This is a genomic window from Streptomyces colwelliae, assembly GCF_048158785.1.
Taxonomy (GTDB): domain Bacteria; phylum Actinomycetota; class Actinomycetes; order Streptomycetales; family Streptomycetaceae; genus Streptomyces.
Genome location: NZ_JBLTJC010000120.1, coordinates 15,908 through 28,071, shown reverse-complemented (window position 1 = coordinate 28,071; position 12,164 = coordinate 15,908). Strand labels below are relative to the sequence as shown.

The window sequence follows — 12,164 nt, the reverse complement described above, 5'->3', positions numbered from 1 at the left end:
CGCCCACCCTCGACCCATCCACCAGCCCTTCCATGCTTCTCCGAGGTGTTGACGTGCCGATCACCCGCTCCCACATCCGCGCGACCCTCGACAGCTACCTGACTCGGCACCCGCACGAGCGAGAGTCCCTGGCCGGCCTGTTTGCCGTCCTGGACGGGCCGGACGACCCGTCCAGCCGGGCGACTCTTCCCGGCCACGTCACCTGCAGCGCGGTCGTCATCGACCGAGACCGGCGCGTACTGCACATCGTCCACAAGGCCACTGGGCTGCTGCTCACCCCGGGCGGGCACGCCGAGGCGGACCGGAGCCTGATGGCCGCTGCTCTTCGGGAGGTGTCCGAGGAGACGGGCATCCGGCCCGGTGACCTGTGTCTGACCCCGCAGTTCCTGGGCGGCCCGATCGACATCGACGTGCACGGGATCAACGCCAATCCCGCAAAGGGCGAGCCGAGCCATCAGCACTTCGACTTCCGCTTCGCCTTCTACGTCAGCGCCGAGCAGCTGCCGCCGCTCAGGCTCCAGGACGAAGAGGTCTCGGGTTCCCAGTGGCTTGCGTTCGCCGACGTCAGGTCCCCAACGCTGCGGGCCAAGCTGTCGGACGCCGAGGCCGATGGGCTCGACGGGCAGCCGGAGCCAGTCAACGCGTCGGCTCTGGTCCACGACGGCTTCGGACGCTACCTGCTTCATCTCAGGGATCTGCGGGAGGGCATCTGGGCGCCCGGGGTCTTCGACCTCCTGGGAGGCGGGCGCGAAAGGGATGACCGGGGCCTGGAGGACACCTTGCGGCGGGAGCTCGCCGAGGAGGCCCCCGGCCTTGCACCGGTGGGCTTGGCGCCCTACGCAGTCGAAGAGGCGACGAGCGTCGACGGCCTCGCGGTGCCGATCAAGGTCTTCACGGCCCGCTGGAGCGGACACCCCGACACGGCGGGCCTACAAGAGGGCGTCCTTCTGCAATGGTTCACCCCCGACATGCTGGACCGACTACCCATGAGTCCCGGTCTCGGCGACCTGATCCGCCGCCACGCGTCCGAGCACCCCCCGGCCGGCAGCCCGCCGGACCGCATCCGCCCACTGCACGAAGAGGCACCGGAGGGGACCGAACTCCACATCATCGGCGTCCACCTTCACCTCCAGGACGAGCAGGGCCGGATCCTCCTCGGACTGCGCCATCCCGACTCGGCCTTCGCGCCGGACGAATGGCACTTTTTGGCAGGTCATTGCGAGAGGGAAGCCGCCATCAGCTGTTTGGTGCGCGAAGCTCAGGAGGAGGCCGGGCTGATCATCGATCCCGGTGACATCGAGCTCGTGCATGTGGTCCACCACGTCGACTCGCCGACGGCGCGGGCACGGATCGCGCTCGTCTTCCAGGCCCGGGCATGGTCCGGTACCCCGCAACTCCTGGAGCCCGACCGGTGCGTGGCGTGGCGGTGGTTCAGCCCGCAGGATCTTCCGGCAAAGGTCGTGCCGTACACCCGCCTGGCGATCGAAGGCATCGTCGCGGGCCGCCCGTACACCCAGACGGGCTGGTGAGCCCCTGTGACGCTCCCACCGACACCCAGCTCTTCCTGGCCTGAGCACTTCCTCGCGCACCGCGCCGGCCACCACTGCCCAATGTGCGGCAACGACTGGACGGCCGATGACATCGGATGGGGGCTGCTGCTGCACCGCGGCGAGGTGTCCCAGTCCTATCTCTGGCGCTCCGGGCGAGTCCGGGGCTACTCCATCACCATCGTGACCGCGCGCCACGTGGCCGAGCCCACCGAACTTTCGGACGACGAAGCCGCCGCCTTCTGGCGGGACACCCTCGCCCTGGGCCGCGCACTTGAGGCGCACTACCAGCCGTTGAAGATGAACTACCTGCTCCTCGGCAACGCCATTCCGCATGCCCACCATCACGTCGTGCCGCGACGGGAGGCGGGTGCGGACCCGGCGCCGGGCGGCCCCTTGCCCTTCGACGTGCTCGACCTCGGGCGCCAGGAAGAGGCCCAACTACAGGCGGACGCCCGGGCGCTGCGCCGGCTGATGAACGGCCCCGGCAGGCCGGAGGCCGGGCATTGAACGCGCAGTTCGACGTCACGGCCGTGGCGGGAATCCTGGCGCTGCACTACCGCGTCGTCCCCACCGACGTCCGCGAAGGGCCGTCAGGGACCGCCACGTGCAACTACGTGGCCAAGGACGGCGACGGCCGCCGATGGTTTGTGAAGGCCTACCCAGAGCACGCTGACCTGGGCGCCGAGGGGCGCGCCCTCGAGCTGGCCGAGTTCGCCGCACTCGGCGGGGTCCCGGTGCCGGCGATGCGCCGGACCCTGGACGGCGACCTCATCGCCGTCGAAGGCGGCCTGGCGGTGGCCGTCACCGCGTTCGCCGAGGGCGCCGAGACAGCGGAAGGCGGCCTGCACAGCGAGCAGTGGGCCGCCGTCGGCGCGACCGTGGGCCGACTGCACCGCACGCTCGCGCGACATCCGGACGGGCCGCCGCGCCGCGCCCCGTCCCACGAGGTCTGTGACATCGAGCGGGGCCGCCAGCGCCTGGAACGGCTCCTCGACAGCTACGCGAAGCAACCCCCGAGTTCCGCGTTCGGAGCGTGGTCGAGAGACGCCGCCCAACAACGGCTGGACGAACTCCCCGCAACGGCATCCATGCTCGAAGCACTCCCCTTGACCCTGGCAGCGCAGATCGTCCATGGCGACCTGTCCTCCCTCAACCTGATGCTGAGAGGCGAGAAGGTCGCCGCGGTCGTCGACTTCCGGCCGCCGACGCACCGCAGCCCGATGTGGGAGCTGGGACGCATCGTGCTCGATCCGCGCACGGTCCTGACCGCCCCGGACTGGCCCACGGGCCTGGCCACGGCCGTCGCCGCCTACCGGGAGACCAACCCGGCCATGCCGGACGAGGACCTCATGACGGTGCCCCGGGTGGCGGCCGGCTACCTGGCCTGCTCGGTGTACCCGCTCTCGGAGCCGCTCGACGACCCAACCGCGGTCACCCCTCAGCTGGAGGCGTACGGGCGGGCCCGCCACGAGGCCCTGGGTGTGCTGTGCGCCCGCCTGGACGAGGCGGAGGAGGTGCTCCGTGACCAGCTCCGCTGACTCTCCCGCTCGGCTCCAGACGTCGCTGTGGCGGCACCGCAACTTCCGGACGTTCCTGATCGGGCAGAGCGCCAGCGTGACCGGCAGCTCGATCAGCTCGATGGTGATCCCGGTGATCGCCGTCCTGGAGCTGCACGCCACCACCTCTCAGGTGGCCTGGTTGGCGTTCCTTGGACTGCTGCCACCCGCGGTGCTCGCCCTGCACGCCGGGGCGCTCGCTGACCGCCATTCCAAGCAGCGCCAGATGATCATCGGGGATCTGGTCAGTGCGGCCGCACTGGCCACGGTGCCGGTGGCGGCAGCCCTCGACGCACTGACCCTGCCCCAGCTCATGGCGGTCGCCGTGGTGCAGGGCGCCGCGGGCGTGGTGCATGACGCGGCGGCCATCAGCATCCTGCCGAGCCTGGTCGACCGGTCCTTGATCCAGCGGAGCAACAGCCGGGTCGGCGCACTCTTCGCCCTCTCCGCGACCGGCGGCAGCAACCTGGGCGCCGCGCTGACCGCCTTGGTCGGACCGGCCCGAGCCCTGCTCGGAGACGTCCTCTCCTATCTCATCAGTGCCTGGTGCACCGCGCGCATCCGCATGCCCAAGACCGACCGGGCACGTACCGGGGAGCGTCGGCTGTGGGCGGAGATCGGCGAGGGCGTGCGGTATGTACGCAGTGACGACCGGCTGCGTACCTTGACGCTGGTCAACGCGTCGACTTCCTTCGCCCTCGCACTGCTCAACACACTGTGGGCGCTGTACTTGCTGCGCACCCTTGCGATGAGCACCACGGCGTTCGGTGTCGTGCTGGGGCTCGGCGCCCTGGGCGCGGCCGCCGGCGCGCTCCTCGCCCCTGCCCTTGCTCGACGGATCGGGCCCGGGCCGATGATGCTGGCCGCGCTCGCGATCACGCCGGTGACCCAGATTCCGCTGCTGCTCGCCTCTCCCGGCCTTGGCTGGCAGATCGTGATCGGTGCGGCGCTGTTCGTGCAGTTGGCGTGCGCGGGTGCGGCGGGCACCACCCAGCGGTCAATCCGTCAGATCATCACCAACTCCCGCATGCAGGCACGGATGCAGGCGGTGAGCACTTGGTTGACATCGGGTGCCAGGCCGCTCGGCGCGCTGCTCGCCGGCGCACTGGGGACGTGGGCCGGTGTCCGGGCCGCCCTGGTCGTCGGTGCCTTTCTGCTCACTGTGCCGCTCCTGGTCCTGGCGCTCTCTCCGCTGCGCGGCCTGCGGCAGATGCCCGGTGCCCCGCCCGAGCGGGAGGAACCCGCGCCTGCCGAAGAACTACCGCGCCCCGGCCCTCCACCTCAGGTGCCGGCCCCTGGAGCGGCGGCCGCCGCAGACATCCGCCGTGAGAGCTCGTTGGACGGAGGCGCCACATGACGGACCTGAACACCGGGGACACCACGCGACGGCCCGCTGACCCAACTGCGCACGCTCCAGCGACGCTTACCACTACGGACCCCTTCCACACGGAGACGGCAGAAGTCACCGGGTCGGCGGACAGCCGCGGCACCCGGGGTGATCGCGGTGCTGCTGCAGCCCGGGCAGCGATGGTCGCCCGCCTGGAGAAGGCCGGCGATCTGGCGGCCGGCCCGGTACGTGAGGCGCTGCTCGCCCTGCCGCGCGAGGTTCTGATGCCGCAGGCGTACGTACGGCGCAGTGCGCCGAGCGAGGAGCCGCCGCGGTGGGACCTGCTGGACTGGTCGGCGCCGCAGGACCGCCCCGAGCTGCTCGGGCTGCTGTACGGCGGGGCCAGTGTGCTCGTTCAGCACGACGGCGAGCCGTTGGTGGGCCGGGCGCGCGGGACGCGGTCGGGGGCGTCGATCACGTCAATGTCGACGGTGATGGGTCTGACCGCCTCGCTGCTGGAGGAGCTGGATCTGCGTCCGGGTCTGCGGGTGCTGGACGTCGGGACGGGAGCGGGAGTGACCGCCGCGGTGGCCTGCCAGGTCTGCGGCGACCAGGGGGTGGTCTCCCTCGACCGGGATCGGCACCTCACTGACGCGGCTGCGGCCCGGCTGGCCGATCTCGGGTTCCGTCCAGAGGTGGTGTGCGGGTCAGGAGAACAGGGCGTTGCGGGGCGGGAGTTCGACCGGATCTTCGTGTCGTACACGGTGGAGCGCGTGCCCACGGCCCTCGTCGAACAGCTCGCTCCCGGGGGCAAACTGCTGGCGCACGTGAGCAGTGCGTCCCCGTCGTGGCCCGGCCTCGCCGTTGTCGAGCGCACCGCCGACGGGCAGATTACGGCGGAGCTGCGGGCCGTGGAGTTCGCCCACCGGGCGGGACACGGCGTGGCGCGGATCTGGCTCACGAAGGAGTTCCGGCAGCGCATGGCCACCGAGCCGGGCACGTGGACTCAACGGAGCATGCTGGCGCCGCCCCCGGACAGCAATCGCGGTTTCTGGCTGGCGGCCGACCATCTCCTCGGCGGTGGCCTGGTCCGGGACTTCGGCGCCGAGCACGTCGTGATCGGCGCGCCCGGCTGCGGATCCTGGATGCGCGCGGAGGCGGTGGGCCACCGGCGCTGGAGCGTCACCGTCAACGGGCCGCGGGACATCTGGAAAGAGATCCAGGACCTCGCCGACCGGTGGCGGGCCGCACGCTCCCCTGACCGCTACCGCCTCCTTTTCGATGCGGACGGTAGGCAGTGGGCCGCCTCCGAGTGCGGACGCCTGTCCTGGCAACTACCCGCCCCCCACCCGCTCGATGAGGGAGCCACTTCGTGACCTACCCCGACGGTCCCTTTCCGGGCCTCCCATCGGAGCAGGAGGCAATGTTCGAGGCCGCGGCCTCGACCTACGCCTGCCACCGTCCAGGCTTGCCGGACGCGGCGGTGCGCCTGCTCACCGACGCGCTGCGGGGCCGCCCTTCCCCGGTGCTGCTCGACCTGGGCACCGGGACCGGGCAGGTGCCCTTCGCGCTCCTGTCCGCCAGCGCCGGCCTGACGCACATCGAAGCGGTCGACGTCAGCCCGCAGATGCTGCGCCAGGCCGGGCAAGCCCTCGCCCCTGTGCTCGGCAACTGCACCCTCGCCCTGGTCCACGCGGCGGCCGACGCCTACGAGCCGCTCGCGACGCTGCCCGGCGAACCGGATTCCGGCCCGGACCTGATCACCTGCTGCCGGTCCTACCACTGGATGGACGGTCCGTCGGTCCTGGAGATGGCAGACCGGGTCGCCACACCGGGTGCCGCAGTGGCGATCATGGGCGACGGGAGCCTGTGGACCCACGACGCCGACTGGACCCGTGCGCTGCGCGAGCTGATCCAGCTCTACCTGGGCGACGAGCGCCGGGCGGGCGCCCGCAGTTCCTACGCCGAGCCCCGCCGCTCGTACCAGGAGGACCTTGCCGCCTCAGCGTTCAAGGAGGTCACCGAACACCTCTTCCCCGTGACCCGCACCTGGGCGCCGCGGGAGGTACTCGGTTACCTGCGCACCACGTCCTTCGCCGGGGCTGGCCTCTTCGCAGAGCGGCATCAGGCGTTCGAGGACGAGGCCCTCGCACTTCTCCACGCGCACGCGATGGACGGGTCTCTGGTCGAGGAGACGACGTTCAGGGTTCTGCTCGCCCGACGTCCGGAGGGAGCGCGATGAGCGGCGGGCAGCGGCACACCGAGCCGGTGGACGTCCACCTGATCCTGCGCCGGGAGACCGCCGACGGGCCGCAGATCTTGCTGTCGCGGCGGGCCGGGCAGGTGTACGCCGCCGGCCTGTGGCACCTGCCGTCGGGTCATCTGGACGGTCCGCACGAGGACGTCGTCACCGCCCTGATCCGCGAGGCGCGGGAGGAGACCGGTGTCGTCATCGACCCGGCCGACGTGCGGGCCGCCGTGACCGTGCACCACCGCAGCCCCGGAGGCGCCAGCCGTAGCGGGCACTTCTTCGAGGTCCGGAGGTGGAAAGGCGCGCCCGGGATCGCGGAGCCGGACGTCTGCGACGCGATGGACTGGGCATCCCTTTACGCGCTGCCCGCCCAGATGGTGGCGTACTGCCGTGCGGGCCTGGACGCCTACAGCGCCGGCGCACGCCTCGCCGTGCACTTCCAACTGCCCGGCGACAGCATCGCCTTCGACCCCGGCGCCGACCGGCTGCGCCTCGTGCCGGACGTGACCGGTCAGGCGTCTACCGCCCGCCCCGACGCCGCGGTGGTGGAGTTCGCGGAACGGGCGGTCGGCCGGATCACGCAGTGGACGGATACGTCATGGGCGCGCGCGGAGAGCCGCGTGTGGCGGGTCCACGGCGTCCAGGGCGGCACCTGGTACGTGAAGGTGCACCAGAGCGAGCGGTTCCACTCCAGGGAGGTTCGAGGACTACGGACGTGGGCGCAGGAGCTGGGCGCGGCCGCGCCCCGGCTGGTCGCCGCCGACGAGACCGTGCGGGCGGTGGTCCTCACCGCGGTGCCGGGCCACCCGCTGCACGGCACCGTTCTGGCCCCGGACCGGGAGAGGGCTGTCTTCCAACGGATCGGCGCGCTGGCCCGCCGCATCCACCAGTCCTCTCCCCCACGGCCCGCTCCGGTCGGCAGCGGCCCGGCCGTCGCCAAGGCCGACCGGCACCTGGCCGGAGCACGGTCTCATCTGCTCCCGGGTGATGAGGAGTTCGTCCGCGAGCTCGTCCGGCAGGCCGAGGACCTGCAACCGCTGGAATGGGTGGAGACCCACGGAGATCTCCAGCTCCGCAACGTCCTGTTCACCCCTGACGAGTCGGACGCCCTTGATGTCTTCGTCGCGGTGATCGACTTCGAGCGCAGCGAGCCGGGACCGGCCGTACGGGACCTTGTCCGCCTGTCCGATGCCTGGGCTGGCCGCGTCGACTTGTTCGAGGCGTTTCTGGCCGGGTACGGCAGGTCCCTGACCGCCGCTGAGGAAGCCCGCCTCGTCATCGACGCAGCGCTCGATTCCGTGAGCGGGATCGCGTACGGCGTCGCCCACCGCGATCCCGAGCTGGTCGAACGCGGCCGGCGGACCCTGGCCCGGCTGCGCGCCGAGCACCGTGCAGCCCTCTCACCGACAGGAGATGCGACGTGAACGCCGACACGGCACCCACTGCCGCGGCCGAGCCGCATGACGCCGCCGGGCGATCGCCGGTCCGCGCGGCAACGCCTAGTGACGCCGAGGCCATCACCCGGATGCGCTCCGCATACATCCTGTCCGCACCGTTCACCGAGGACTGGGTCCGCCAGTGCACGGACGAGCTGGCGCCACGGCTGACGCCCGAGGGAGATGCGCGGGCCTTCGTCGTCGACGCCCAGGACGGCACGATGGCTGCCTGCGCCCTTGGCCTGATCCACCCCGTCCTGGCGGCGCCGGCCTACCCCCGGGGCCGGGCCGCCCGCGTGCAGTTGGTCGCCACGCACCCGGAGCACCGGCGCTGCGGCTATGCCCGGGCCGTCGTCTCCTCTCTCCTCGACCACCTCGCCGACGTCGAGGACGTCACGCTGTTTGAGCTGCACACCAGCCCGGAGGCCGCGCCCCTGTACCGGGAGCTCGGCTTCAGCGGCAACCCGGCGCTCATGCGGATGACCCGCCACCGCCCACCCGCCGGTCTCGCGCCTGGTGCGCAGCCGGATTCGGCGTGGGTGCCGCCGCAGCAGTACGCCGACGCACTGCCCCGGGCGGCCGCGTTCGTATGCCTCTACGTCACCGACGAGGACGACCAGCCGCTCCAGCTGCACTCCGTCTACTCCCCCGGGCACCCCTGGCACATGATCGGCGGCGCGATGGATCTGGGCGAGCGGCCCTGGGACGCGGTGGTGCGCGAGTGCCGGGAAGAGACCGGCATGACCGCCGTGGGCCCGCCCCGGCTGCTGGCCACCGTGTACGGGCAGCCCCGGGCGCAGCGTCCGTACAGCACGCTGCAGCTCGTCTTCGATGGCGGGCGCCTGACCGATGCACAGATCCGGGGTCTCACCCTCAACGCGCGCGAGCACGACGAGGCCCGCGTTCTGCCTCTGGCCGAGTGGGAGGCGTTGATGCCGGCCCGCGATTTCGTGCGGCTGCGCGCCGTGGAGGAGGCCCGCCGCACCGGCGTGGCCGCATACGTCGACACCTGGGGGAACGCGTGACCGCCAGCAACATTGTCTCGATGTCCGACCGGAGAGTCGCCGCGATCCCCGTCCAGGAGTGCGGCGAGGTCCTCGTCGACGCCCGCGCGCACGGCCTGAAGGTCGACGACCGCAAACGGGACGCGGCGGGCGCCTGGGCCCACGTTCGGCAAGGCGTTCTTGCCCGGCTGCTGCACGCCCAGTCGCTGCTTCCCACCGGTGTGTCGCTGCTGTTCGTCGAGGGCTTCCGGCCGCCGGCCCTGCAGCGTCGGTACTTCGAGGAGTACTCCGACGAGCTCGCGCGCGCCCACCCGGACTGGCAGGCGGCCGAGCTCCGGGCGGCCGCCAGCCGCTTCGTGTCGCCTCCGGAGATCGCGCCGCACTCCGCCGGCGCGGCCGTCGACGTGACGCTGATCGACCACCAGGGCCGCGAGCTGGACATGGGAACGCGCGTCAACGCTTCACCGGAGGAGTCCGACGGCGCCTGCTACACCGACGCCCCCGGCCTCAGCGGCCCGGCCCGCACGAACCGGGCCACTTTGAGCCGTGCCCTTGCCGCCGCGGGCATGGTCCCGTACCGAACCGAATGGTGGCACTGGTCGTTCGGCGACCGGTACTGGGCACTGCAGACCCAGCAGCCGGCCGCCCTGTACGGACCCGTCGAACTGCCCTGACACCGCCTGCCCCTTCACGAACGAGGAGCGATCTGTGGGAATCACCCGGACTGATTGGTCCAAGCGCTACACCGAGGGGCGAGGCTTCCGGCGGCTCGGGGACGACGAGAAGGGCTTGATCGTCGAGCACGCGCCAGCGCCCGAGGGCGGCCGCGCGCTCGACGTTGGGTGCGGGACGGGCGAGATGTCCGTGTACCTTGCCTCGCTCGGGTACACCGTCGACGGAGCGGACTTCGCCGAGGGCGCCCTGGAGCAGGCCCGCACGGACCACCCCGACGCGGAAGTGCGGTGGCTGTGCCTGGACATCGAACGCGACGACCCCGCCCCGCTGGGCAACGACCTCTATGACCTGGTGGTCTTCCGCCTCTCGGTGGCCTTCTTGAACGACCGCACCCGGGTCCTGCACGCGCTCGGACGCCGACTGCGCGAGGGCGGCACCATGCTGGTCATTACCCCGCTCGCCGCGCACACCCCGGCCGCAAAGCGGCGCATCGCACTGGACGAGGAGGAGATCACCGCCCTCACCTGCGGATGGACGAGCGTGCAGCGCATCGCCGCCGGCGACCTGGCGGCGCTGGTCCTGCGCGGTCCGTGTGCGGACACGGTCGCCGTGGAGCGGTCCGTGCCGGCCACCGGCTACGCCGTTGCTGGGGCGCTGGCTGTCGTGACCGACGAGCACGGGCGTGTCCTGCTCGGCTGGTCCAAACGCGGCATGTGGGAGGCTCCGGGCGGGAAGATCGACGGTGCGGAACCGCTGGACGGGGCCGGGGTGCGCGAGCTCGCCGAGGAGACCGGCCTGCACGCCACCGGCGCCAGCGTGGTGTCCATCCTCACCGACGCCGCCCAGGGCGTCCCGCGGGTGACCGCCGTCATCCGGATCGCCGGCTTCACCGGCACCCTCACCACGGCGGAGCCGCAGAAGTTCACCCGCTGGGAATGGCACGACCCCCACGGTCTCGGATGTCTCGGCCCGGTGTTCACCCCGGCCGCGAACGCACTGGATGCCGTCTGGCCCGGTGTCATCCCCGGCCTGCCGCCGGTCAACGCCTACCCGACCGCCGCCGAACCCCCACCGGTGCCCGGAGAGCCGGCCGAAGCTGTCCGGCTACGCCACCGCATGGCAGACGCCGTCATCGCGGGCGGCTGGGCACCCTCCGCCGTGGTCCAAGACGCGCTGCGCACGGTGCCCCGGCACCGGTTCGCACCGGAGACGGACCTCATGACCGTCTACGACGACGACCTGGCCGTCGTCACGCGCCGGGACGAGCACGGCCGGGCGACCAGCTCGGTCAGCGCGGCCTGGCTCCAGGCCGACATGGCCGAGCAGCTCCAGCTGACGCCCGGGGCGGCCGTGCTTGAGGTCGGATCCGGCGGGTACAACGCGGAGCTGCTCGCCCATGTCGTCGGGCCGGCCGGGCGGGTGGTCACGGTGGACGTCGACCCGTACGTGGTGCACCGCACGCAGCGGCTGTGCGCGGAGGCCGGCAGCGGCCGGGTCACCGCCGTCCTGGGCGACGGTGGTCTTGGCGCACCGGGCCAGGTCCCCGCCCAGGGGTTCGACGGGGTGGTGATCACACACAACGCGGCTGACGTCGCCCCGGCCTGGCGCGAGCAACTCCGTGAGGGCGCACGGTTGGTGGTGCCGCTGGAAATGGGCGGCTACACCCGTTCCCTGACCCTGGTCCGGCGCGGCGACGTGCTGCACTGCGAGCACTGGACGTACTGCGGGTTCGTGCGGGACCGCGGTGCCGCCGCCCGCACGGCCCCCGTCCTCCCCCTGGCCGACGGCGAGGTCACCGTGCGGTGGGAAGACGGTGAGCCCGGTGACACCGCGGGGCTTGAGGAGGCGCTGCGCGGGCCCCGGCGCGAGCTCACCACCGGCCTGGTGGTCCGGGGCACCTTCAATTTCGAGACCTTGCAGGTCTACGCCGCGACGACGCTGCCGGGGTTCTGCCGCCTGACCGCCCGGGAAGGTTCCGCGCTGGTGGCGCAGCAGGACGCAGCGGCGATGGTTTCAGACGGCTCCCTCGCCTACCTGACCTACCGCAAGGTCCAGGACGCCCCGGATCCAGCCGACCGTCTCACCGAGTTCTTCATCCACGCCTACGGCCCAGCGGCCGAAGAGGTGGCGGAGCGCTTCGCGGAGTGCGTGCGCGTTTGGGACCGCGAGGTGCGCGAGAGCGGCTATCCGCCGATGACCATCCACCCGGCCGGCACGCCCGCCGACCAGCTGCCGCCCGGCGACGTGCTCGACAAGCCCAGCGCACGGCTCGTCTTCCAGTGGCCGGCCCGGACCCCCGCTGGCGCACTGGGCCTTTCGGCCGCAGGGGGACAGCGTGCCTGACTCCGACGAGCTGGTCCCCGAG

10 protein-coding genes are annotated in these 12,164 nt (G+C 72.0%); all 10 read left to right on the top strand.

Translation table 11 applies throughout. From position 1 onward, the window contains the following. Positions 1 to 1,529 (top strand): NUDIX domain-containing protein (locus tag ACNFOC_RS24530; protein ID WP_416961247.1); only part of this gene is annotated, 1,529 nt, incomplete at its 5' end. A gap of 81 nt (positions 1,530 to 1,610) precedes the next feature. Continuing rightward, positions 1,611 to 2,057 carry an HIT family protein gene (locus ACNFOC_RS24525; RefSeq protein WP_181411833.1) on the top strand — a complete coding sequence of 149 codons (447 nt, stop codon included), beginning with the start codon at positions 1,611 to 1,613 and terminating at the stop codon, positions 2,055 to 2,057. Continuing rightward, complete coding sequence (locus tag ACNFOC_RS24520; RefSeq protein ID WP_416961246.1) at positions 2,054 to 3,088, top strand: phosphotransferase enzyme family protein; 1,035 nt, start codon at positions 2,054 to 2,056, stop codon at positions 3,086 to 3,088. The genes ACNFOC_RS24525 and ACNFOC_RS24520 overlap by 4 nt, the downstream gene beginning before the upstream one ends. Then, complete coding sequence (locus ACNFOC_RS24515) at positions 3,072 to 4,463, top strand: MFS transporter (protein ID WP_416961245.1); 1,392 nt, start codon at positions 3,072 to 3,074, stop codon at positions 4,461 to 4,463. The genes ACNFOC_RS24520 and ACNFOC_RS24515 overlap by 17 nt, the downstream gene beginning before the upstream one ends. A 170-nt stretch (positions 4,464 to 4,633) precedes the next feature. Then, positions 4,634 to 5,809, top strand: coding sequence for a protein-L-isoaspartate O-methyltransferase family protein (locus ACNFOC_RS24510; protein WP_416961244.1), 1,176 nt, complete (start codon positions 4,634 to 4,636; stop codon positions 5,807 to 5,809). Positions 5,810 to 5,856: 47 nt separating this feature from the next. Continuing rightward, positions 5,857 to 6,675, top strand: a complete 819-nt coding sequence (locus ACNFOC_RS24505) for a class I SAM-dependent methyltransferase (protein WP_212728937.1) — start codon at positions 5,857 to 5,859, stop codon at positions 6,673 to 6,675. Next, a complete protein-coding gene (locus tag ACNFOC_RS24500; protein ID WP_416961243.1) occupies positions 6,672 to 8,108 on the top strand; it encodes a phosphotransferase in 1,437 nt (478 codons plus the stop codon). The genes ACNFOC_RS24505 and ACNFOC_RS24500 overlap by 4 nt, the downstream gene beginning before the upstream one ends. Next, positions 8,105 to 9,145 carry a bifunctional GNAT family N-acetyltransferase/NUDIX hydrolase gene (locus ACNFOC_RS24495; RefSeq protein WP_212728830.1) on the top strand — a complete coding sequence of 347 codons (1,041 nt, stop codon included), beginning with the start codon at positions 8,105 to 8,107 and terminating at the stop codon, positions 9,143 to 9,145. The genes ACNFOC_RS24500 and ACNFOC_RS24495 overlap by 4 nt, the downstream gene beginning before the upstream one ends. A 20-nt stretch (positions 9,146 to 9,165) precedes the next feature. Beyond that, positions 9,166 to 9,798, top strand: a complete 633-nt coding sequence (locus ACNFOC_RS24490; protein ID WP_365872237.1) for a M15 family metallopeptidase — start codon at positions 9,166 to 9,168, stop codon at positions 9,796 to 9,798. A 34-nt stretch (positions 9,799 to 9,832) separates the two neighbouring features. Next, positions 9,833 to 12,142: a methyltransferase, FxLD system gene (gene fxlM / locus ACNFOC_RS24485; RefSeq protein WP_416961242.1), complete on the top strand. Its 2,310-nt coding sequence runs from the start codon at positions 9,833 to 9,835 to the stop codon at positions 12,140 to 12,142. Positions 12,143 to 12,164: the final 22 nt, after the last annotated feature.